Source organism: Bradyrhizobium sp. STM 3561 (genome assembly GCF_045571455.1).
GTDB classification, from domain to species: Bacteria; Pseudomonadota; Alphaproteobacteria; order Rhizobiales; family Xanthobacteraceae; genus Bradyrhizobium; species Bradyrhizobium vignae.
Genome location: NZ_CP120695.1, coordinates 7,272,483 through 7,294,668, shown reverse-complemented (window position 1 = coordinate 7,294,668; position 22,186 = coordinate 7,272,483). Strand labels below are relative to the sequence as shown.

Below are 22,186 nucleotides of genomic sequence, written 5' to 3'. Positions count from 1 at the left end.
CGGCGATGGCGCTATCCGGGAGCGCGCCGCGCGTCGTCTGCATCGGCATTCCCGTGCGCGATCTCACCTTTCGCGTCGAGGCCGTGCCGGCGCGCGGCAGCAAGGCGAACGCCACGCATCTCGCGGAGATCTGCGGCGGCAATGCCCTCAACGCCGCCATCGCGATGGCACGACTTGGCAGCCGCGTCGCCTTTGCAGGTCCCATGGGCGATGCGCGGGAGACGTCGAGCGACTTCATTCTCGCGCAGATGGCGCAGGAGGGCATCGACACCACGCACATCGTGCGCATGCCGGGCCTGGCGACGCCGGTCTCCGCGATCATGATCGAGCCCTCGGGGGAGCGCACGCTCACGATCTATCGCGATCCCGGCCTGTGGCGCGTGAAGCTTCCCGACGCTGACGAGTTGCTGGGCGATTGCCAGGCGGTGCTGATCGAGAGTCGCTGCGGCACCTTCAGCATCGATCTCTGCACCGAGGCACAGCGGCGCGGCATTCCCATCATCGTTGGCGTCGACCGCGCGATGTCGTTGCAGGACGAGCTGCTCGCCGCCGCATCGCACCTGCTGTTCGCCAGCGAACAGGTGCAGGAGACGGCCGGCATCACCGGCGACGGCGAGGCGTTGAAGCGCCTCTCCGCCCTGACGCCGGCCTTCCTCGCCGCCACCCGCGGCCCACATGGCACGATCTGGCTGGACGAGGCGGGCGCCCTTGAGGAGACTCCGGCCTTCCCGGTCCAGGCCGTCGATACGCTGGGCGCCGGCGACGTCTTCCATGGCGCATTCGCGCTTTGCCTCGCCGAGGGTAAGGGAGTGCGGGAAGCGCTGCGATTCGCCGCGGCCGCCGCAGCGCTGAAATGCACCCGCCATGGCGGCGGCCTCGCCGCCCCACAACGCCTTGAAGTTGAAGAGTTTTTACGTGAGCACCCCTGGAGCAATTCCACTGCCACGCGCAGATTATAGGCTTGCCGTGGAAGGATTTTCTCTATATCACGGGAATCTGCCCCTGAAATGGAACAAAGTTCTTCAAATGACTGATGTCGCCGTCCAGATCCCCGAGACCAGCCGCCGCCTCGATGCCATCGACCGCAAGATTCTGATGGTCCTCCAGGAAGATGCGTCCCTCTCCGTCGCCGAGATCGGCGACCGCGTTGGCCTGTCCTCGACCCCCTGCTGGAAGCGAATCCAGCGGCTGGAAGCCGACGGGGTCATCCTGAAGCGGGTCGCCCTCGTCGATCAGAACAAGATCGGGCTCGGCATCTCCGTGTTCGTGTCGGTCGAAAGCTCCGACCATTCCGACGCGTGGCTGAAGCGGTTCGCCGAAGCCGTCAGCGCCATGCCCGAGGTGATGGAGTTCTACCGCATGGCCGGCGACGTCGATTACATGCTGCGCGTCGTGGTCGCGGACATGCAGGCCTATGACGTGTTCTACAAGAAGCTGATCAGCGCCGTGCCGCTGAAGAACGTCACCTCGCGCTTCGCGATGGAGAAGATCAAGTCGGTCACCGCGCTGCCGATCCCGGCAGTGGTGGCGGCGTAGGTCGCACCACACAGACGCTGTCATCGCCCGGCGAAGACCGGGCGATCCACTATCCCAGAGACGGTCGTTGTTGAAGCGAGAGGCCGCGGCGTACTCGATGCCCCGATCAAGCCGGGGCATGACAGCGGAGAGAGAAGCGTGGATCGCTCCCCTCAAGCCCACCTCAGATCTTCTGATTGTACTCGCCGACTTCCGGATGCGTGCGCAGCACGCTGTTCACCATCTCGAACATGTCGTGCATGCGCTGCTCCGAGACCGGGCTCTCGACCACGACGACGAGCTCGGGCTTGTTGGAGGAGGCGCGCACCAGGCCCCAGCTGCCGTCCTCGACGGTGACACGCACGCCATTGACGGTGACGAGATCGCGGATCGCCTGGCCGCCGATCTTCGCACCCTCGGCCTGCAAGCCCTCGAAGTGCTTCACCACCTTGTCGATGACGCCGTATTTGACCTCGTCGGCGCAGTGCGGCGACATGGTCGGCGACGACCAGGTCTTCGGCAGCGCGTTCTTCAGGTCGGCCATCGACTTGCCGGGCGCGCGGTCGAGCATGTCGCAGATCGCGATCGCCGACACGAGGCCGTCGTCATAGCCGCGGCCGAACGGCTTGTTGAAGAAGAAGTGGCCGGACTTCTCGAAGCCCGCGAGCGCGCCCATCTCGTTGGTGCGGCGCTTCATGTAGGAGTGGCCGGTCTTCCAATAGGCGGTCCTGGCGCCCTGCTTCTGCAGCACGGGATCGGTGACGAACAGGCCGGTCGACTTCACGTCGACGACGAACTGGGCCTCCTTGTGGATCGCCGACATGTCGCGCGCCAGCATCACGCCGACCTTGTCGGCAAAGATCTCCTCGCCGGTATTGTCGACGACACCGCAGCGGTCGCCGTCACCGTCGAAGCCGAGGCCGACATCGGCCTGGTGATGCAGCACCGCATCGCGGATCGCGTGCAGCATCTCCATGTCTTCCGGATTCGGATTGTATTTCGGGAAGGTGTGGTCGAGCTCGGTGTCGAGCGGAATCACCTCGCAGCCGATCGCCTCCAGCACCTGCGGCGCGAAGGCGCCGGCGGTGCCGTTGCCGCAGGCGGCGACGACCTTGAGCTTGCGCTTAAGCTTCGGGCGATTGGTGAGGTCGGCGATGTAGCGCGCCGGATAGTTCTCGTGGAATTGATAGGACCCGCCCGCCTTGTTCTTGAACTCGGCGTTGAGCACGATCTCCTTCAGCCGCGTCATCTCGTCGGGACCGAAGGTCAGCGGGCGATTGGCGCCCATCTTCACGCCGGTCCAGCCATTGTCGTTGTGCGAGGCGGTCACCATGGCGACGCAGGGCACGTCGAGATCGAACTGCGCGAAATAGGCCATCGGCGTCACCGCAAGGCCGATGTCGTGCACCTTGCATCCCGCCGCCATCAGGCCGGTGATCAGTGCATATTTGATCGAGGCCGAATAGCCGCGAAAATCATGGCCGGTGACGATCTCCTGCCTGACGCCGAGCTCGGCGATCAGCGCGCCCAAGCCCATGCCGAGCGCCTGCACACCCATCAGGTTGATTTCCTTCTGGAACAACCAGCGCGCGTCGTATTCGCGAAAGCCCGTCGGCTTCACCATCGGCTCGGATTCGAAGGCGTAGGTGTTGGGCAACAATACGGATTTCGGCTTCGGGAACATTGAGACGGTCTCGTAAGAAGGGGGCAGGATTTGCTGCAGCCTTAGCGAATGCAAGGCCGCAACGAAAGACGGGAATGAAGGCTTATGGCCGATAATTGCGGCAGTTTGGTAACGAAGCAACGTTACCGCGAGGGCAGGCAGAGCAGGAAATCTTTCTGAAATGAGCCGCCCTGATCGCAACAGGCTCTGCCTATTGCTCCAGCACCATCTGGCCGTTGGCGTATTCGAAGCGCTTGAGGCGAGACAGGAAGGAGAGGCCGAGCAGGTTCTCCGACAGCGCCTCGTCCGGCAGCACCATGGCATCGACGTCGCGCACGATCAGGCCGCCGACCTCGAGCATCGCAATGCGGGTGCGCGCGGCCTTGATGGTGCCGTTGGCGGTGGAGACGGTGGCGCTGTACTCGCTGCGCGAGGGACGCAGACCAAAGCGGGCCGCCGAAGTCTCATTCAGCGCAACCACGGAGGCGCCGGTATCGATCATGAAGCCGATGCGCTGGCCGTCGATCCGGCCCTCGGTCTGGAAGTGTCCGCGGGCGTCGCGGGAAATGGCGAGGCTGCGGCCTCCAGCTGGCGCGGTCGCCGCAACCGCGACCGTGGTGCGCGGCACCGAGGTTGCTGAGGCGGAGCTCATCTTGTCCGCCATCTGGGCCATGAAGGTGCCGAGGCCGATCATGACGGCCGCGATGATCATAATGTTACGCATCACACCACTTCCGAGCCGGAAAGCTCGATTTCACCACGCCGCACGTCTGCCCGCGAGCGAAGGCACGCCGGGGCTCCTGTCATTTTGACGAAAAGGATGAGCGGAGGGTTAATTCGATTTCACGTCCCGCGCGGCTTCGCCCGCCTTGTCGGCACTGCGCTCGCGGGATCGTCGGGCCAGGGGTGGCGCGGATAGCGGCCGCGCAGATCGGAGCGGACGGCGGCGTAGCTGCCGCGCCAGAAGCCGGGCAGATCGCGCGTCACCTGGACCGGGCGCTGCGCCGGCGACAGCAATTCCAGCACCAGCGGCACCTTGCCGGCGGCGATCGACGGATGGGTGTTGAGGCCGAACAATTCCTGGAGCCGCACCGCGATGGTCGGCCCCTGCTCGGCCTCGTAGTCGATCGCAAGCATGCTTCCGGTCGGCGCTTCGAAATGCGTCGGCGCCTCGCGGTCGAGCCGCGCGCGCATCTCCCATGGCAAGAGCGCCATCAGCGCGTCCGAGAGATCGCCCGCGGAGATATCCTTGAGTGCGACCTTGTCGTAGAGCGCCGGCACCAGCCAATCCTCACGTCGCGCGATCAACCCGCCGTCGGACAGATCGGGCCAGCTGTCGCCCTCGGCCTTGCGCAGGAACATCACACGGTCACGCCACTGCCTGGCGGCCTCCGACCAGGGCAGCCGGTCGAGACCGGCGGCGATCAATCCATCGGCGAGAATGCGCGCGGTTTCCTCGGAAGGCGACAGTGCGAGGGTGGCTTCGGACAGCGTCATCGCGTGCAGCACGCGCTTGCGCCGCGCGCGTAGCGCCATTGCGCCGCGGTCGAAGGAGATCTCATCGGCGGTCTCGATATGCTCGGCGAAATGCCGCTCGATCTCGTCCTGGGTGATTTGCGCCGCGAGCAGGATGCGTCCGCTCGCCGCCGTCCCCGTCATCTCGCCGATCGCGATGTAGGGCGCGCGGGCGAGCGAGGAGGTCTGCTCGACGGCAGCGCCACGGCCGTTGGCCAGCACGAAGCTGCCGTTGCCGCGGTTGCGCGCGACGCGATCCGGGAATGCATAAGCGAGCATGAGGCCGGTCGAGAGATCCTCCTGCTGCGCCACTTTTTCCGACGCCGCGACCTGCGAGGCCCAGCGGCGCGCCAGATCGCGCGCGCTCGCAGCGCGCGGCGAGCGGTCACGGCGGAACTGGTCGCGGCGGTGCTCGAGATCGACGCTGTCGCCGCCAAGGCCGCGCTCGGTGATGATGGCGGCGATCTCGGCGGCAGCCTCGCCGCTGCCTACACGGTGCGAATCCACGATCATGCGCGCCAGCCGAGGCGGCAGCGCCAGCGAACGCAGGCTCTTGCCTTCCGCGGTAATGCGGCCGTCGCCGTCGAGTGCGTTGAGCTCGGTCAGCAGGCTCTTTGCTTCCTTCCAGGCCGGCTGCGGCGGCGGATCGAGGAACGCCAGGGCCGCAGGATCGCTGACGCCCCATTGCGCGAGATCGAGCACGAGCGAGGACAGGTCCGCGCTGAGGATTTCCGGCTGCGTGTAAGGCGCCAGCGAGGCGGTCTGCGGCTCGTCCCAGAGCCGGTAGCAGACACCGGGTTCGGTGCGGCCGGCGCGGCCGCGGCGCTGGTCCACCGCCGCGCGCGAGGCGCGCACGGTCTCGAGCCGCGTCAGGCCGATATCGGGCTCATAGCGCGGCACGCGAGCAAGACCGCAATCGACCACGATGCGCACGCCTTCGATGGTGAGCGAGGTCTCCGCGATCGAGGTCGCCAGCACCACTTTGCGTGTGCCCTTCGGCGCCGGCGCGATGGCGCGGTCCTGCACGGCGGCATCGAGCGCGCCGAAAAGCGGCACGATCTCGATGCTCGCATCCTGCACGCCCTCGCCGAGAAAGGTCTGGGTGCGGCGGATCTCGGCGGCACCCGGCAGGAACGCCAGCACCGAGCCGCTATCGGCCCGGAGCGCGGAGGCGATCGCATCCGCCATCTGGCGCTCGATCGGCGCGTCCGCCTTGCGGCCGAGATAGCGCGTCTCGACCGGAAAGGCGCGTCCCTCGCTCTCGACGACGGGGGCATCTCCCAGCAGCTTGGCGACCCGCGCACCGTCGAGCGTTGCCGACATCACCAGGATGCGCAAGTCTTCGCGCAGGCCGGTTTGCGCATCACGCGCCAGTGCGAGGCCAAGATCGGCATCGAGCGAGCGCTCGTGGAATTCGTCGAACAGGATGGCGGCGACGCCGGAGAGTTCGGGGTCGTCGAGGATCTGGCGCGTGAAGATGCCCTCGGTCACCACCTCGATGCGCGTGGCGCGCGAGATCTTCGAGCCGAAGCGGACGCGATAGCCGACGGTCTCGCCAGCGCGCTCGCCGAGCGATTTGGCCATGCGATCGGCGCTGGCGCGCGCGGCGATGCGGCGCGGCTCCAGCACGATGATCTTCTTGTCCTTGGCCCAGGGCGCATCGAGCAAGGCTAGCGGCACGCGTGTGGTCTTGCCGGCGCCAGGCGGCGCCACCAGCACGGCGGCGTTATTGGCCTCCAGCGTGCACGACAAATCGTCGAGCACGGCATCGATCGGGAGGGGCGTGTCGAAGCTGCGGGGCAAGGAAGCATCCGGTCGTCATGCCCGGCCTTGTGCCGGGCATCCACGTTCTTTCAGGCGAGAGTGAACAAGACGTGGATGGCCGGGACAAGCCCGGCCATGACGGTTTCGTTCAACAAGAATGTGCAGCGATCAGCCCTGTACCGACGGCCGGCCGACGCTCTCATAGGTGAAGCCGGCGGCCTGCATGTCTTCGGGGCGGTAGATGTTGCGGAGGTCGACGACGACCGGCTGCGCCATGGTTGCTTTCAACCGGTCGAGATCGAGCGCGCGGAACTGCACCCATTCGGTCACGATGACGAGCGCGTCGGCGCCTTGCGCGCAGGAATAAGCGTCCTCGCAATAGGTGATATCGGGCAGTTCGCCCTTGGCCTGCTCCATGCCGACGGGATCGAACGCCTTCACCTTCGCACCCATGTCGATCAAGCCCGTTACCAGCGGGATCGACGGCGCGTCACGCATGTCGTCGGTATCGGGCTTGAAGGTGAGGCCCAGCACGGCGATGGTCTTGCCGCGCAAGCCTCCGCCGAGCGCTTGGCTCACTTTCCGCGCCATCGCGCGCTTGCGGTTCTCGTTCACGGCCAGCACCGATTCGACGATGCGCAAGGAGACATCGTAATCCTGCGCGATCTTGATCAAGGCCTTGGTGTCCTTCGGGAAGCACGAGCCGCCGAAGCCGGGGCCGGCATGCAGGAACTTGGTGCCGATGCGATTGTCGAGACCAATGCCGCGCGCGACCTCCTGGACGTTGGCGCCGGCCTTTTCGGAGAGATCGGCGATCTCGTTGATGAAGGTGATCTTGGTCGCCAGGAACGCGTTGGCGGCGTATTTGATCATCTCGGCGGTGCGGCGCGCGGTGAACATCAGCGGCGCCTGGTTCAGCGACAGCGGGCGATAGATGTCGCCCATCACCTTGCGGCCGCGCTCGTCGGAGGTGCCGACCACGATGCGGTCGGGGAACTTGAAATCGCGGATCGCCGCGCCCTCGCGCAGGAATTCGGGATTGGAGGCGACAACCACATCGGCCGCAGGGTTGGCTTCGCGGATGATGCGCTCGACCTCGTCGCCGGTGCCGACCGGCACGGTCGATTTCGTCACCACCACGGTGAAGCCGGTCAGCGATTGCGCGATCTCACGGGCGGCGGCGTAGACGTAGGAAAGGTCAGCGTGCCCATCGCCGCGGCGCGAGGGCGTACCGACCGCGATGAACACGGCATCGGCATCGGCAACCGGCTTGGAAAGGTCGGTGGTGAAATCCAGCCGCTTGGCCTTGACATTGTTCGCGACCAGCTCGTCGAGCCCCGGCTCGTAGATCGGGATCTCGCCGCGATGGAGCGCGGCGATCTTCTTCTCGTCCTTGTCGACACAGGTGACGTCGTGGCCGAAATCCGCAAAGCAGGCGCCGGATACCAATCCCACATAGCCCGTGCCGATCATCGCAATCCGCATGAAAAATCCTGTTCCAGCTTGGTTAACGAAAGCCCAATTCGAGGCGGTTTAGCATTTTCTCGAGGTCATGGAACAGTCCGCATGCAAAAACCGGCCCGCGATTTGAACCGGTAAAGAAGTCGGAAACCACTGGGCTCCAAACTGCCCCACGCCCACACAGGGACGGGCGGAACGCGCCTCGAAAAGGGACATCATGGCACGATCGGGCACAATCGCGGCGGCCGGGCTTTCCAAGGCGCCTTCGGCCCCGCGCGTCGACTGGGTCGACTATGCCAAGGGCATCTGCATCGTCATGGTCGTGATGATGCATTCGGTGCTGGGGGTCGAGCTCGCCGCCGGGCAGACCGGTTTCATGCATGTCGCCGTGGCCTTTGCAAAGCCGTTCCGGATGCCGGATTTCTTCCTGATCTCGGGCTTGTTCCTGTCTCTGGTGATTGATCGGGATTGGCGAACCTATCTCGACCGCAAGGTGGTGCATTTCGCCTATTTTTATGTCGTCTGGGTGACAATCCAGTTCGGCTTCAAGGCGCCGGCTTTTGCCGCGGAGACCGGCTGGCGCGCGGTCGGCCTGCTGTACCTCGAATCCTTCATCGAGCCGTTCGGCACGCTGTGGTTCATCTATCTGTTGCCGATCTTCTTCGTCGTCACGAAACTGACACGCAAAGTCCCGCCGCTCGCGATCTGGCTCGTTGCCGCGGCGCTGGAGACCGCACGGATCACCACCGGCTGGACCGTCATCGACGAGTTCTGCGCGCGCTCCGTCTATTTCTATTCAGGTTATCTGTTCGCACCCTACGTGTTCGCCCTGTCGGATCGCGCGCGGACTCGTCCCGTGCTTGCGCTCGCGGCGCTCGCGACCTGGGGGCTGGTCAATGCCGGCCTGGTCGCATGGGGCGCCAGCGAATGGATGCTCGTCTCGCTCGTGCTCGGCTTTGCCGGCGCCTGCGCCATCATCACCACGGGCACGCTGCTTGCGCGGGTGCAGTGGCTCAACTTCCTCCGCTTCTGCGGCGAGCATTCGATCGTGATCTATCTCGCCTTCTTCCTGCCGATGGCGGCGACACGAACGCTGCTGCTGCGCACCTGCGTCATTGCCGACATCGGTACGGTGTCGCTGGTGGTCACCATCGCCGGCGTGCTCGGAGCGCTGGCGATCTGGCAGGTGGCGCTGCGCCTCAACGCGCGCTTCCTGTTCGAGCGGCCGGATGTATTCTGGATCGCGTCGAGGAAGGCGGGACCGATGTTGCAGGCGGGCACGCTGTCGTCGCCCGGCTTGACCGGGCGACCCAGTATTCCAGAGGCAGCTGTTATCGACCGATAGGCCGCGGCGTACTGGATTCCCCGCCTTCGCTGGGAATGACAGCGGAGCATGGGGGAACGACAGTGGGGATAGCGCCCCAAAAATCCGCCTCCCAAGGCTGTCAAAGCCCGCAAAAATTCATACATTGCGGCCATGCCCAAAACAGCCCCGAAGACCACTGCCAAAGCTGACACCAAGGCCGCGCCCAAGGCTGCGGCCGACACCAAACCCGCGGCTGCCAAGACTGCTGCCAACACTGCTGCCAACACTGCTGCCAAACCGGTCGCGGCCAAGGCGGCCGGCAAGGGCGACCACGTCTTCCTGGTCGACGGTTCCTCCTACATCTTCCGCGCCTATCACGCGCTGCCGCCGCTGAACCGCAAGTCCGACGGTCTCCAGGTCAATGCCGTGCTCGGCTTCTGCAACATGCTGTGGAAGCTCTTGCGCGAGATGCCGGAAGACAACCGGCCGACGCATCTTGCCATCGTCTTCGACAAGTCGGAGATCACCTTCCGCAACAAGATCTATCCGGATTACAAGGCGCACCGGCCGCCCGCGCCTGACGATCTGATCCCGCAATTCGCGCTGATCCGCGAGGCAGTGCGCGCCTTCGACCTGCCGTGCCTGGAGCAGGTCGGCTTCGAGGCCGACGATCTCATTGCGACCTATGTGCGACAGGCCTGCGAGCGCGGCGCCAGCGCCACCATCGTGTCGTCCGACAAGGATCTGATGCAGCTCGTCACTGATTGCGTCACCATGTACGACACCATGAAGGACCGCCGCATCGGCATCCCCGAGGTGATCGAAAAGTTCGGCGTGCCGCCGAACAAGGTGGTCGAGGTGCAGGCTCTTGCCGGCGATTCCACCGACAATGTGCCCGGCGTGCCCGGCATCGGCGTCAAGACCGCGGCGCAGCTGATCATCGAGTATGGCGACCTCGACCAATTGTTGTTCCGCGCCGGCGAGATCAAGCAGCCCAAGCGGCGCGAGGCGCTGCTCGAGAACGCAGAGAAGGCGCGCATCTCGCGGCAGCTCGTGCTGCTCGACGACAAAGTCGATCTCGAGGTGCCGCTGGACGATCTCGCCGTCCACGAGCCCGACGCGCGCAAGCTGATCGCGTTCCTGAAGGCGATGGAGTTCACGACGCTGACGCGACGTGTCGCCGAATATTCGCAGATCGATCCTGCCAACGTCGATGCCGATCCCGGCTACGCAAAGGGCGCGAGCGTATTCTCGCCGCTGCCGCCCTCGGACGTCGTGCCCGTGCCGGGGAGCAGCACGCCGGCGCAGACCGCGCCGGTCGAGCGCAACAAGTCGGCGGGCAAGGAGGACAAGGCTGCGAGCCCGAAGGGTGCGCCGATCTCGCTCGCCGCCGCGCGCGAAGAGGCGCTGCGCAAGCTTCCGGTCGATCGCGGCAAATACCAGACCATCAAGACGCTGAAGGAGCTCGACGCCTTCATCGCGCGCATCCACGATGCCGGCCATGTCGCGATCGAGACGAGAGCCAACTCGATTGATCCGATGCAGGCCGATCTTTGCGGCATCGCGCTGGCACTGGCGCCGAACGAGGCCTGCTACGTGCCGCTGGCGCACAAGCAGTCCGGCGGCGGCGCCGGCCTGTTCGATGCCGGCCTCGCGCCGGACCAGGTCAAGCATGACGACGCGCTGCAAGCGCTGCGGCCGGTGCTGGAATCAGCCGGCATTCTCAAGATCGGCTTCGACGTCAAGTTCACCGCAGTGATGCTGGCGCAGCACGGCATCGCCCTGCGCAACATCGACGATGCGCTGTTGATCTCCTACGTGCTCGATGCCGGCCGCGGCTCGCATGCCCTGGAATCGCTGTCCGAGCGCTGGTTCGGCCATGCCATGCTGAAGGAAAACGAGCTGCTCGGCAGCGGCAAGGGCAGGATCACCTTCGACCAGGTACCGATCGACAAGGCCGCACCACTGTCGGCGGAAGCCGCCGACGTCGCCCTGCGCGTCTGGCGCGTGCTGAAGCCGCGCCTCGTCGCCGAGCGCATGAGCGCGGTCTACGAGACCCTGGAACGGCCGCTGGTATCGGTGCTCGCACGCATGGAGCGGCGCGGCATCTCGATCGACCGCCAGGTCTTGTCGCGCCTCTCCGGCGACTTCGCCCAGACGGCGGCGCGGGTCGAGGCCGAGATCCAGGAGATCGCAGGCGAGCCGGTCAATGTCGGCAGCCCCAAGCAGATCGGTGACATCCTGTTCGGCAAGATGGGACTGCCCGGCGGCACCAAGACCAAGACCGGCGCGTGGTCGACCACCGCCCAGGTGCTCGATGAACTCGCTGAGCAGGGCCACGACTTCCCGAAGAAGATTTTGGAGTGGCGCCAGGTCTCCAAGCTGAAATCGACCTACACCGACGCGCTGCCGACCTATGTCAATCCGCAGACGCATCGCGTGCACACGACCTACGCGCTGGCCGCGACCACGACGGGGCGATTGTCGTCGAACGAGCCGAACCTGCAGAACATTCCGGTGCGCACCGAGGATGGCCGCAAGATCCGCCGCGCCTTCGTCGCGACACCCGGGCACAAGCTGGTGTCCGCCGACTATTCGCAGATCGAGCTGCGCCTGCTCGCCGAGATCGCCGACATTCCCGTGCTGAAACAGGCGTTTCGCGATGGGCTCGACATTCACGCGATGACGGCCTCGGAGATGTTCGGCGTGCCGATCAAGGGCATGCCGAGCGAGATCCGCCGCCGCGCCAAGGCGATCAATTTCGGCATCATCTACGGCATCTCCGCCTTCGGCCTTGCCAACCAGCTCGGCATCGCGCGCGAGGAGGCGTCCGCCTACATCAAGAAATATTTCGAGCGCTTCCCGGGCATCCGCGCCTACATGGACGAGACGCGCGATTTCTGCCGGAGCCACGGCTACGTCACCACGCTGTTCGGCCGCAAGTGCCACTACCCCGATATCAAGGCCTCGAACGCCTCGGTGCGCGCCTTCAACGAGCGCGCCGCGATCAACGCCCGGCTCCAGGGCACCGCCGCCGACATCATCCGCCGCGCCATGACGCGCGTCGAGGATGCACTCGCCGAGAAGCAGCTCTCCGCGCAGATGCTGCTCCAGGTGCATGACGAACTGATCTTCGAGGTGCCCGACGACGAGGTCGAGGCGACGCTCCCCGTCGTGCAGAAGGTCATGCAGGACGCGCCGTTCCCGGCCGTGCTGCTGTCAGTGCCGCTGCATGTCGATGCACGCGCGGCGAACAACTGGGACGAGGCGCATTGATTGCTGCTTTCGCCGGATGCTGCACAACGCCCTTCCGCGTGGTGCGCTGCTGATCCGGGGGCCACGCCGCACCAACTGGGTCCCCGCTCTACGGCGCAACTTTCACGCTGCGCCGCGTCCGGGACACGGAATCTGAATTGTCCTCCGAGCAATTGCGCGATGGCCCGGCAAGGCCTCGCATATTAGAACCGTGCATCTCCCGCACTGGTTCACCATGCCCCACGCCTCCGCCCTGCTCGGCTTTGCCCTCGTCTGCCTCGGCCTCGTGCTCACGCCGGGACCGAACATGATCTATTTGATCTCGCGCTCGATCACGCAAGGGCCCGCGGCCGGTATCGTCTCGCTCGGCGGCGTCGCGCTCGGCTTCGTGTTCTACATGCTGTGCGCGGCGTTCGGCATCACGGCGCTGCTGCTCGCCATTCCCTTCGCCTATGACGCGCTGCGCTTTGCCGGTGCCGGATACCTGCTGTGGCTCGCCTGGCAGGCGGTGAAGCCGGGCGGGCGTTCGCCATTCCAGGTGAGGAAGCTCGCGATCGACAGCCCGCGCAAATTGTTCGCGATGGGATTCGTCACCAACCTGCTCAATCCGAAAATCGCGATGCTGTATCTGGCATTGCTGCCGCAGTTCATCGATCCCGCCTCCGGCAGCGTGCTGACGCAATCGGTGGTGCTGGGCGCGATCCAGATCGCGATCAGCGTCAGCGTCAATGCGATGATCGCGCTCGCGGCCGGATCGATCGCGCTGTTCCTGGCGAACCGGCCGAGCTGGATGCTGGTGCAGCGCTGGCTGATGGGAACGGTGCTGGCCGGGCTCGCGGTGCGGATGGCGGTGGAAGCGAAGAAGGTGTGAGCTCTCTTACCCTCCCCTGGAGGGGTAGGGGAATCGCATATGGTGCTGGCAGGGTGTTGCCAAGCGGTTGGAACTGGATTCTTTGGGTGTCTCTCGATTCCAGAGGGAGACCTGAATGCGCAAGCTCAAGCGCCTGTTTCGATCGCTCAAGGACCCGCGCGCCAGCAACACCCGACATGATCTTGTGGAGATCCTCGTCATCGCCTTGGCGGCGACGCTGGCTGGCGCCAAGACCTGCACCGAGTTCGAGTTCTTTGGCCAAGGCCGCGAGGAGCTGTTGCGGCGCTTCCTGGAGCTCAGGCACGGCATTCCGAGCCACGATACGTTCAGCAACGTCTTCCGTGCGCTGGACCCGAAGGGGCTGGAAGCGGTTTTGCGCAAGTTCAGCAAGAGCTTCGGCATCAAGGGGGTGGTCAGCATCGACGGCAAGGCGCTGCGCGGGGCCTACACGCGGGGCCGGCAGGCCACGCCGCTGCATATGGTCAATGTCTGGGCCGCAGGCACTCGCATGGCGCTGGCTCAGAGAAAGGCTCCCAACCGCAACGAGGTTGCCGGGGCTCTCGAAGTTCTCGCGCTGCTCGATCTGGACGGGGCTCTTGTCACCGCCGACGCCTTGCATTGCCGGCCCGATACCGCGCAGGCCATCCGCGATCGGAAGGGGCACTACGTGTTGGCCATCAAGAGTAACCGTGGCCGGCTCTTCAAGGCCGCCAAGACGTTGGTCGATACAGCCCGAAAGCCCGCGCGAGCGAGTCAACGAAGAGCCACTGCCCACGGTCGCGCCGAGCGCCGGCAGGCCATCGTCGCGCCGGCTCCTCAGTTGGCGAAGCAATACGACTTCCCCGCTATCGCCGCAGTCGGTCGCATCGACAGCTGGCGCGCAAACTCTGGCAAGACCGCCAAGCATACGGTCCGATACTTCCTCGCCTCGCGCCTGCTGTCGGCCAAAAAGCTGCTCGAGGTCGTGCGTGCCCACTGGAGCATCGAGAACAACCTGCACTGGGTTCTCGACGTTCTGTTCGACGAAGATGCCTGCCGCAGCCGCAAAGATCACGCCGCCGAAAATCTCGCCCTCATCCGCAAGCTGGCCATCAATACCCTGCAGGCAACGCCCGGTCCTGCCCGCATCAGCCACAAAATGCTCCAAGCCAGATGGAATAATGATTCCTTCTCTCCGCCCTCGCCCATATGCGATAGCCCTACCCTGGAGGGGGAGGGTCGCTACGCATGTAGCGAAGCGCAATGCGTAGCGGGGTGGGGTGAAGGTCCCTCCCCAGCCAACAGTACCCGAGTGGAGAGATCACCCCACCCTGCTCGCGCTGCGCGCGATCGACCCTCCCCCTCCAGGGGAGGGTAAGCGGCAGCTCAATCCAGCTTCGCGTCCATGCCGCGCTTCACTCCCGGCCGGGCCATCAGAGCGTCGTACCAGCGCTCGACGTTGGGGAAGTCGGCCAGATCAACCTTGTGGCGAGGATGACGCCAGGCCCAGCCCAGGATGGCAAAATCGGCAACCGAGAGATCGCCCGCTACGAAGTCGCGACCGGCCAGGCGGCGGTCCAGCACCCCATAGAGCCGGCGCGTCTCCGCCATGAAGCGCTTCAGGCCGTAGGCGCGATCCTGCTCATTCTCCAATGCGATGAAATGGTGCACCTGGCCCGGCATCGGGCCGAAGCCACCCATCTGCCACATCAGCCATTCGTAGACGGGGATCCGCTGGCTAAGCGATTTCGGCAGGAATTTTCCGGTCTTTTCGCCGAGATAAAGCAGGATGGCGCCGGATTCGAAGATGCTGACCGGCTTGCCGTCGGGCCCCTCGGGGTCGACGATCGCGGGGATCTTGTTGTTGGGAGAGAGCTTGAGGAACTCGGGCGCCATCTGCTCGCCCTTGGTGATGTTCACCGGGATCACCTTGTAGGGGAGCCCCATCTCCTCCAGCGCGACCGAGATCTTGCGGCCGTTCGGCGTGTTCCAGGTGTAGAGCTCGATCGTCATTCCCGTTTCCTTCCCCAAGAGGCTTGCCCTCAACTACTCCAGAAGGTTGCGCCCTCACAACCGGCGGACCGGGATGGCCGATCCCTGTTGACGGGAGACGCCCCCTCTGGAATGTCGCGGCCGTCGCGGATAAATTCCGCCTCCACCAAAGACGCTGTTCGAGGGACCGCCGTGTCGAAATCCGCCTCCCGCGCCCGCCTGTTCGAAATCATCCGCCGGCGCTCCTTCGGCCGCGGCGAGGTGACGCTCGCGTCGGGCCGCAAGAGCGATTTCTATTTCAACCTCAAGCCGACCATGCTCGACCCCGAGGGCGCGACGCTGCTGGCCGAGTTGACCTATGAGGCGCTGAAGGACGACCAGCTCGATTTCATCGGCGGGCTCGAGATGGGCGCGGTGCCGCTCGCCGGCGCGCTGGCGCAGATCTCCTGGATCAAGGGGCATCCGATCGCGGCGTTCTTCGTGCGCAAAAAGCCGAAGGAGCACGGCGCCAAGCTCGCCATCGAAGGCCTGCCCAAAGGTGAGACGCTGGCGGGCAAGCGCGTGGTGATCGTCGAGGACGTCACCACGACCGGCGGTTCGGCGATGAAGGCGGTGGAATCCGTGCGCGAGACCGGCGCCAATGTGGTGCTGGTGCTGACCATGGTCGACCGCGAGGAAGGCGCCACCGACACGTTCGGTGCGGCCGGCTTGCCGTTCCGCTCGCTGTACAAGGCCTCGGAGTTCTTGAAGGCCTAGGTGACGAAATCTCCTCCGCCTTCTTGCCCGGGTGTAGCCAGGAAGCGACCATCCGTCGGAAGCTGTGCCCGGCCTTAAAGAGGTCACCACCTCGACTTGAAACCGCCTCTGCTCAACGGCTCATTTACCATCCCACTTTATGGTGAATCATGTGCTGAGACCCGTAGGGTTCCAGCCGGTCAGTAGCGTCGGGTGGAGTAGGCGGTTGCGTACAATCTCGTCCCATGCGCGCCGGCGGCGTCGCGCGATGCCTGTGGCCGCCATCCTGGCCGCGCCACTGCTTGCGGCTCCGGCCCCGGTTTCGGCCGAAGGCCTGTTCGACTTCCTCTTCGGCGGAATGCAGCAGCAGCGGCCGCAGCGCGAGGTGCCGCAGCAAGCGAGTTCCTACACCGACCCCTTCACCGGCCAGCAGAATGCGGCGACCCCGCAATATGTGCCGCCGACCCGCGCGGCCGCGGCCGGCGGCTCGGGCCCGGCCTTCTGCGTGCGCAGTTGCGACGGAAAATATTTTCCGCTGATGCGCGGCCTCGCCTCGCCCGCACAGATGTGTCAGGCGTTCTGTCCCGCCAGCCCGACCAAGATCTATTTCGGCTCGTCGATCGATGGCGCCTATTCGCAGGCCGGCGAGCGCTACGCCGACAGCGAGAACGCGTTCGCCTATCGCAAGGCGCTGCGCGCCGACTGCACCTGCAACGGCCGCGAGCCCGCCGGCCTCGCCCCGGTCGATCTCGCGCTGGATTCATCGCTGAAGGCCGGCGACGTGATCGCTACCACCGACGGCCTCGTGGCCTACACCGGCATCCGCGTCGGCAACGACCAAGCCGCGGACTTCACCCCGGTTGCCTCCTACCCCGGCCTCACGGCCCAGGTCCGCGCGCGCCTCGGCGAGATGAAGGTGGCGCCGGTGCGGGCCGACACGGTGTCGGCAGATGCGCCGACGTCAACCGAGATCGTGCGCGAGGCGCTGCCGGATGTGTCGGTGCCGAAGACGACGGCGCAGAAGCCGGGGAAGCGGGCGGGGCTGGATTAGCCCTCACCTGCATCCGAGCCGACATTGCGAGGAGCGCTTGCGACGAAGCAAATCCAGGATCCCTTCGCGGAGAGATTCTGGGTTGCTTCGCTGCGCTCGCAATGACGGAGTTTGCGGCACTATCTCCCGATGATCACCCCGATCACGTTCGGTGCTGCCAGATATTTCTCCTCGATCGCCGCCCGCGCAGCGGCGCGGTTTTCCGGCGTCAGGAGGCCGCGCTTCTCGGCCAGGATCATCCAGCAAAAGCCCCACCAATCGGTCAGCATGCCCGCTTCGCCTATGAGGTCGTAACCCTGCTCGGCCGCGAAGATGCGGGCATGCGCCTCGTCCAGCGTGTCGAGAAACAGATGGTCCTCGGTCGAGAACAGATCGTCGCTGATGTCGTCGATGGTGTAGCCCCAGATCGACTGGCACACCGCGTTGAACTCGCGATCGAACTGGTCGTCATCGACGGCGTAACGCCGTGCCGCCTGATGCAGCCGCGACAGCGAGCGCGCGAAATCGGCGATCCGGGTGAGGGCAAACTGGTCGAAGGCAATGGTGGACATGTAGTCCTCGCAAAGTCGGACAGACGCTAGATATTGTGTCGGCCATGCGCCGAATCACAATGATATATCAAAGACTTGCTAAAGTGTTCTTAATTTGTTCCGGGACGCGACCCATTCCTCAATAGCAGCGCGAGGCCGCAATGGCGTGGACGCGGCGGTCGCCGAGGAGATGGGCGACAAAGCCGTTCTCCGGAAAGATCCTGGCGAAGGCGGCGTCGCGGATGCTGAGGCCGCCGGCATAGGCGCCGAAAGCCGGCATCACGGCACGCATCCCGTCGCTGGCGAAGCAGCGGCGCTCCATCGAGCGGCCGCGCGCGGAGACGCGCGCCTTGGGATGCAGATGGCCGGCGATCTCGCCGGCCGCCCCGGTCGGCTCGTGGCGAAACGTGATGGGCCCGACCGCAACCTCGCCGGCGACGGTGCCGCCGAGATCGCGCGGCAGCATGGGATCATGATTACCCGAGATCCAGATCCAGTCGCGGCCGGTCTGGAGTGCGGCGACGGCGTCGCGGTCCTCCGCCGACAGCCGCTCATGCGCGGTGCGGTCGTGAAAGCTGTCGCCAAGCGCGATGACGATACGTGGATCATGGCGGGAGATGACAGCAGCGAGCCGGCCGAGCGTTGCGATGGTATCGTAAGGCGGCAGCAGCACGCCGCGCGTCGCGAAGCTCGAACCCTTCTCCAGATGCAGGTCGGAGACGACCAGCAGGCGCTGCTCTTCCCAGAACAGCGCCCCGGAGAGATCGGTGTGGAGTGCGATGCCGGCGACATCCAGTCTGCCTGTCGAAGTAATCGATAGCGCAACATGCTCCGTCATGGCCGGGCTTGTCCCGCCTGCGCCGCCGAAGCCGCTTCGGCGCGGCGAAGGCCCGGCCATCCACGTTCTTGCCGCGGCAGCAAAGACGTGGATGCCCGGGTCAAGCCCGGGCATGACGATGTGGATGGGATTGCGCGCCTCACCGGCAAATTCTCTACGACATCGCTTCCTTAACGAGTTCGTCGGCGGCTTCCGCCAACAATTCGTCTGCAGCCTCGCCATAGACTGACTCGCGGCCGATTTCCAGCATCACGGGGACCGCCAGCGGAGAGACGTGGTCGAGTTCCCGGTGCGTGATGCGGCCCTGGATGCGTATCAGCATGTCGCCGAGGCGGCGCAGGTCGAGCAGGCCCGTGGCGGCATCGGCGCGTGCGGCTCGGAGCAGGACGTGATCGGCCTGGTGCTTGCGCAGCACGTCATAGACGAGATCGGTCGAGAACAGCACCTGGCGGCGGCTTTTCTCTTCGCCGGTGTGGCGCCGCGCGATCAGGCCGGAGATGATCGCGCAATTGCGGAACGTGCGCTTCATCAGCGCGGATTCGGCGAGCCAGGCTTCGAGATCGTCGCCGAGCATGTCGGGGGCGAACAGCGCATTGAGGTCGATCCGATTGTTGCGGATCATGAAGGAGAGGTCGCCAAGTCCCCAGATCGCCACCGCATATTCGTTGGCGACGAAGCCGAGCGGCCGCGCGCGGGCGCGCTCCAGCCGCCGCGTCAGCAGCATGCCGAGGGTCTGGTGCGCGAGGCGGCCTTCGAAAGGATAGCAGACGAGATAGTGCTTGTTGGCGCGCGGAAAGCTCTCGACCAGGAGCTCGCGCACTGCCGGCACGCGCGAAACATCCTTCTGCAGCGACAGCCAATCGCGCACCTGCTCCGGCAAGCCGCCCCATGCGCGGCCATCATCGAGCAGGCGGCGGACGCGCTCGGCGAGATAGGTCGACAGCGGGAATTTGCCGCCCATATAGGAGGGCACTTTCGGATCCTTGTCGTGCGCACGCGAGACATAGACCTGATCCTCGACCAGCGTCTCGTAGCGCACCACTTCGCCTGAGAACACGAAGGTGTCGCCGGGGCTGAGGCCCTCGATGAAGGCCTCCTCGATCTCACCGAGCAGCCTGCCGCCGCGCGCGATCACGCCGGTCGAGCCCGTACCGCCGCCGCGGGAGCGCACCAGGCGCACCTTCAGCATGTCGTCCTCGACGATGGTGCCGACATTCAGCCTGTAGCTCTGCCGCACCCTGGGATTGGCGACGCGCCAGCGGCCTTCCTTGTCCTGCTTGATGCGGGCGAAGCGCTCATAGGTCTTCAGCGCGTAGCCGCCGGAGGCGACGAAATCGACGACGTCGTCGAAATCCTGCCGCGACAGATCGGCGTAAGGCGCGGCGGTGCGCACTTCGTCGTAGAGCTCGTCGGAAAAGAACGGCTCGCCGCAGGCGCAGCCGAGCACGTGCTGAGCCAGCACGTCCAGTGCACCCTTGCGCAAGGGCGGCGTGTCCTGCGCATTCTCGGCGATCGCATCGATGGCGACGCGGCATTCCAGCACCTCGAAGCGGTTGGCCGGCACCAGCACGGCGCGGGAGGCTTCGTCGAGGCGATGATTGGCGCGGCCGATGCGCTGCATCAGGCGCGAAGAGCCCTTGGGCGCGCCGATATTGACCACCAGATCGACGTCGCCCCAGTCGACGCCGAGATCGAGCGAGGAGGTGCAGACCACGCCGCGCAGTCGACCCGCCGACATGGCGTCCTCGACCTTGCGGCGCTGCGCGACGTCGAGCGAGCCGTGATGCAGCGCGATGGCAAGGCCATCGTCGTTCATGCTCCAGAGATGCTGGAACAGCATCTCGGCCTGGCTGCGGGTGTTGACGAAGACCAGCGTGGTCTTGTTGGCCTTGATCAGCTCGTAGATCTCGGGGAGCGCGTGGCGCGCGCTGTGGCCGGCCCAGGGCAGCCGCTCGCGCGTATCGAGCATCTCGACCACGGGCGGCGCGGCACCGCCGGCCATGACGATATCGGCGGCGACTTCCCGGCCTTCGGGCTGCGGCACCAGGAAGCGCGCGAACTGCTCCGGCTCAGCTACGGTTGCCGACAGGCCGATCGCGCGCATTTGCGGCGCGAGGCGCCACAGTCGCGCCAGCCCGAGCGAGAGCAGATCGCCGCGCTTGGACGTCACCAGCGCATGCAGCTCGTCGAGCACGATGCGCTTCAGGGAGGAAAACAGGAACGGTGCGTCGTCGGAGGAGAGCAGCAGCGCGAGCTGCTCGGGCGTCGTCAGCAACACGTCCGGCGGATAGCGCCGCTGCCGCTGGCGCCGCGACACCGGCGTGTCGCCGGTGCGGGTCTCGACCTTGATCGGCAGCGCCATCTCCGCGATCGGCCGCTCCAAATTGCGCGCGATGTCGACGGCGAGCGCCTTCAGCGGCGAGATGTACAGGGTGTGCAGGCCACCGCTGCGCTGCACGTTGCGCCCGGTGGAGACGAGACTCTTCTTCGCGCCCGCATCTCGTGTCGCGGGCTGCGCCGAAAGCTCCACCAGCGTCGGCAGAAACCCCGCAAGCGTCTTGCCGGCGCCAGTCGGCGCAATCAAGAGCGCCGAACGGTCGTCGCGCGCCTTCTCCAGCAGCGCCAATTGATGCGCGCGCGGCGACCAGCCGCGGGCTGCGAACCACGCCTGGAAGCGATCCGGCAGCAGCGCGGCCGGCTCGGCCGATGTTTGGAGGATACGGGGCGGCACGGCATGACAGGTAAGCCGCAGGAGCGGATTCGTCGAGGGGTGGCCCTTCCCGCCTGCGCGAGAAGGGCCAGAGGTCTCACGCCCCGGTCGGCACCTGGTCCAGAAATCCGGTCACGCTGCTGATGCGCCCGTCCCTCAGCACGGCAAAATCGGTGCCTTTGATCGGGCTGTCGGCGCCGTCAGGACCAAGTCCCCACGAGAAGCGGATGTGGTCGCCGTAGCCGTCGGGCTCGCCGATCAGCTTGAATTTGAAATCGGGAAAGCGCTGCTGCACGCCGGCGATCAGCGCCTCGATGCCGTCGCGGCCGTCGCCCTTCATCACGGGATCGACATAGCGCGCATCCGTCGTCCAGCTTTCGCTGAGCAGCTCGCGGCGACGACCTGCCGTGCGTTCGTTCCAGAGCTCGATATAGCGGCAGGCGATGGTGTTGGGATCAGTCATGATGTGCTCCTTCGATGGCGCCGTATTGTCCGGCTGACCCGACTATCGAAGGTTCACGCGCGTTGATCGATTACCTCGGAGGTCATCAACGCGCGTGAAGTTCTCGCGATATCACTTCGCCGCGGTCACCATGATCTCGACCGTGTATTGCGGGGCCGCCAGCTTGGCCTCGACGGTGGCGCGCGCGGGGGTGTTGCCGGGCGACACCCAGGCGTCCCACACCGCGTTCATCTCGCCGAAGGTCTTCATGTCGGTGATGTAGATCGTGGCCGACAGCAGCTTCGATTTGTCGGTGCCGGCCTTGGCGAGGTGGCCGTCGATGGTCGCCAGGATGTCCTGGGTTTGCTTCGTGACGCTTTCGCCGGCCGCCTTGTTGGCGACGACGCCGGCGAGATAGACGGTGTTGCCGTGCACGACGACCTGGCTCATGCGCGGGCCGGTTTCAAAACGCTGAATGCTCATTGGGGATCTCCTGGTGGAATGGCGGCCCTGTCTAGCCCAGCGATTTGCGGCGAGCCACCCCTGACACGCATGCATT

16 protein-coding genes and 2 pseudogenes are annotated in these 22,186 nt (G+C 65.6%); 8 read left to right on the top strand and 10 right to left on the bottom strand.

The genetic code is table 11. From position 1 onward, the window contains the following. Positions 1-5 precede the first annotated feature (5 nt). Together P6U28_RS34505 and P6U28_RS34500 are read left to right on the top strand one after the other, a co-directional pair. Positions 6-959, top strand: a complete 954-nt coding sequence (locus P6U28_RS34505) for a sugar kinase (RefSeq protein ID WP_407120648.1) — start codon at positions 6-8, stop codon at positions 957-959. A 67-nt stretch (positions 960-1,026) separates the two neighbouring features. Continuing rightward, positions 1,027-1,536, top strand: a complete 510-nt coding sequence (locus tag P6U28_RS34500) for an Lrp/AsnC family transcriptional regulator (protein ID WP_122406025.1) — start codon at positions 1,027-1,029, stop codon at positions 1,534-1,536. Positions 1,537-1,699: 163 nt separating this feature from the next. Here the strand turns inward: P6U28_RS34500 and P6U28_RS34495 are convergent, their stop codons facing one another. The 4 genes from P6U28_RS34495 to P6U28_RS34480 all read right to left on the bottom strand — a co-directional run bounded on the left by P6U28_RS34495 (position 1,700) and on the right by P6U28_RS34480 (position 7,942). Further along, positions 1,700-3,199, bottom strand: coding sequence for a phosphomannomutase/phosphoglucomutase (locus P6U28_RS34495; protein ID WP_122406026.1), 1,500 nt, complete (start codon positions 3,197-3,199; stop codon positions 1,700-1,702). 190 nt (positions 3,200-3,389) lie between these two features. Then, on the bottom strand, positions 3,390-3,902 hold the full coding sequence (locus P6U28_RS34490; RefSeq protein ID WP_164937256.1) for a TIGR02281 family clan AA aspartic protease: 513 nt from the start codon (positions 3,900-3,902) through the stop codon (positions 3,390-3,392). 119 nt (positions 3,903-4,021) lie between these two features. Then, positions 4,022-6,496 (bottom strand): ATP-dependent helicase HrpB, encoded by a 2,475-nt coding sequence (gene hrpB / locus P6U28_RS34485; RefSeq protein ID WP_407120647.1) that lies wholly within the window; start codon positions 6,494-6,496, stop codon positions 4,022-4,024. 129 nt (positions 6,497-6,625) lie between these two features. After that, positions 6,626-7,942 carry a UDP-glucose dehydrogenase family protein gene (locus tag P6U28_RS34480; protein WP_407120646.1) on the bottom strand — a complete coding sequence of 439 codons (1,317 nt, stop codon included), beginning with the start codon at positions 7,940-7,942 and terminating at the stop codon, positions 6,626-6,628. Positions 7,943-8,135: 193 nt separating this feature from the next. On the opposite strand from P6U28_RS34480, the pseudogene P6U28_RS34475 reads away from it, so the two are divergent. From P6U28_RS34475 to P6U28_RS34460, 4 genes and pseudogenes are all read left to right on the top strand, one after another. Further along, positions 8,136-9,194, top strand: a pseudogene (locus tag P6U28_RS34475) (acyltransferase family protein); the annotation flags it as partial. Positions 9,195-9,395: 201 nt separating this feature from the next. Next, positions 9,396-12,500 carry a DNA polymerase I gene (gene polA / locus P6U28_RS34470; protein WP_407120645.1) on the top strand — a complete coding sequence of 1,035 codons (3,105 nt, stop codon included), beginning with the start codon at positions 9,396-9,398 and terminating at the stop codon, positions 12,498-12,500. Positions 12,501-12,714: 214 nt separating this feature from the next. Continuing rightward, positions 12,715-13,350, top strand: a complete 636-nt coding sequence (locus P6U28_RS34465; protein ID WP_407120644.1) for a LysE family translocator — start codon at positions 12,715-12,717, stop codon at positions 13,348-13,350. A gap of 115 nt (positions 13,351-13,465) precedes the next feature. Continuing rightward, positions 13,466-14,547, top strand: a pseudogene (locus tag P6U28_RS34460) (ISAs1 family transposase). Positions 14,548-14,715: 168 nt separating this feature from the next. On the opposite strand, the gene P6U28_RS34455 reads toward P6U28_RS34460, so the two are convergent. Further along, positions 14,716-15,342 (bottom strand): glutathione S-transferase family protein, encoded by a 627-nt coding sequence (locus tag P6U28_RS34455; RefSeq protein ID WP_129146441.1) that lies wholly within the window; start codon positions 15,340-15,342, stop codon positions 14,716-14,718. A gap of 171 nt (positions 15,343-15,513) precedes the next feature. On the opposite strand from P6U28_RS34455, the gene pyrE reads away from it, so the two are divergent. Further along, a complete protein-coding gene (gene pyrE, locus P6U28_RS34450; RefSeq protein WP_027575142.1) occupies positions 15,514-16,077 on the top strand; it encodes an orotate phosphoribosyltransferase in 564 nt (187 codons plus the stop codon). A gap of 247 nt (positions 16,078-16,324) precedes the next feature. Then, positions 16,325-17,107 (top strand): DUF2865 domain-containing protein, encoded by a 783-nt coding sequence (locus P6U28_RS34445; RefSeq protein ID WP_407120643.1) that lies wholly within the window; start codon positions 16,325-16,327, stop codon positions 17,105-17,107. A gap of 119 nt (positions 17,108-17,226) precedes the next feature. On the opposite strand, the gene P6U28_RS34440 is transcribed toward P6U28_RS34445, so the two are convergent. The 5 genes from P6U28_RS34440 to P6U28_RS34420 all read right to left on the bottom strand — a co-directional run bounded on the left by P6U28_RS34440 (position 17,227) and on the right by P6U28_RS34420 (position 22,110). Continuing rightward, positions 17,227-17,658 (bottom strand): hypothetical protein, encoded by a 432-nt coding sequence (locus P6U28_RS34440; RefSeq protein ID WP_122406034.1) that lies wholly within the window; start codon positions 17,656-17,658, stop codon positions 17,227-17,229. Positions 17,659-17,776: 118 nt separating this feature from the next. Next, the gene (gene pdeM, locus P6U28_RS34435) at positions 17,777-18,475 is read right to left on the bottom strand and encodes a ligase-associated DNA damage response endonuclease PdeM (RefSeq protein WP_407120642.1); all 699 of its coding nucleotides are present in this window, start codon (positions 18,473-18,475) and stop codon (positions 17,777-17,779) included. A gap of 154 nt (positions 18,476-18,629) precedes the next feature. Next, positions 18,630-21,206: a ligase-associated DNA damage response DEXH box helicase gene (locus P6U28_RS34430; RefSeq protein ID WP_407120641.1), complete on the bottom strand. Its 2,577-nt coding sequence runs from the start codon at positions 21,204-21,206 to the stop codon at positions 18,630-18,632. 76 nt (positions 21,207-21,282) lie between these two features. Next, positions 21,283-21,648: a nuclear transport factor 2 family protein gene (locus tag P6U28_RS34425; RefSeq protein ID WP_407120640.1), complete on the bottom strand. Its 366-nt coding sequence runs from the start codon at positions 21,646-21,648 to the stop codon at positions 21,283-21,285. 111 nt (positions 21,649-21,759) lie between these two features. Beyond that, positions 21,760-22,110, bottom strand: a complete 351-nt coding sequence (locus tag P6U28_RS34420; RefSeq protein WP_027575148.1) for a RidA family protein — start codon at positions 22,108-22,110, stop codon at positions 21,760-21,762. Positions 22,111-22,186 lie beyond the last annotated feature (76 nt).

Coding starts and splice junctions, on each gene's coding strand:
- P6U28_RS34505 (WP_407120648.1), top strand. CDS start 6: ATGGCGCTATCCGGGAGCGCGCCGCGCGTCGTCTGCATCGGCATTCCC.
- P6U28_RS34500 (WP_122406025.1), top strand. CDS start 1,027: ATGACTGATGTCGCCGTCCAGATCCCCGAGACCAGCCGCCGCCTCGAT.
- P6U28_RS34495 (WP_122406026.1), bottom strand. CDS start 3,199: ATGTTCCCGAAGCCGAAATCCGTATTGTTGCCCAACACCTACGCCTTC.
- P6U28_RS34490 (WP_164937256.1), bottom strand. CDS start 3,902: ATGCGTAACATTATGATCATCGCGGCCGTCATGATCGGCCTCGGCACC.
- P6U28_RS34480 (WP_407120646.1), bottom strand. CDS start 7,942: ATGCGGATTGCGATGATCGGCACGGGCTATGTGGGATTGGTATCCGGC.
- polA (WP_407120645.1), top strand. CDS start 9,396: ATGCCCAAAACAGCCCCGAAGACCACTGCCAAAGCTGACACCAAGGCC.
- P6U28_RS34465 (WP_407120644.1), top strand. CDS start 12,715: ATGCCCCACGCCTCCGCCCTGCTCGGCTTTGCCCTCGTCTGCCTCGGC.
- P6U28_RS34455 (WP_129146441.1), bottom strand. CDS start 15,342: ATGACGATCGAGCTCTACACCTGGAACACGCCGAACGGCCGCAAGATC.
- P6U28_RS34445 (WP_407120643.1), top strand. CDS start 16,325: ATGCCTGTGGCCGCCATCCTGGCCGCGCCACTGCTTGCGGCTCCGGCC.
- P6U28_RS34440 (WP_122406034.1), bottom strand. CDS start 17,658: ATGTCCACCATTGCCTTCGACCAGTTTGCCCTCACCCGGATCGCCGAT.
- pdeM (WP_407120642.1), bottom strand. CDS start 18,475: ATGACGGAGCATGTTGCGCTATCGATTACTTCGACAGGCAGACTGGAT.
- P6U28_RS34425 (WP_407120640.1), bottom strand. CDS start 21,648: ATGACTGATCCCAACACCATCGCCTGCCGCTATATCGAGCTCTGGAAC.
- P6U28_RS34420 (WP_027575148.1), bottom strand. CDS start 22,110: ATGAGCATTCAGCGTTTTGAAACCGGCCCGCGCATGAGCCAGGTCGTC.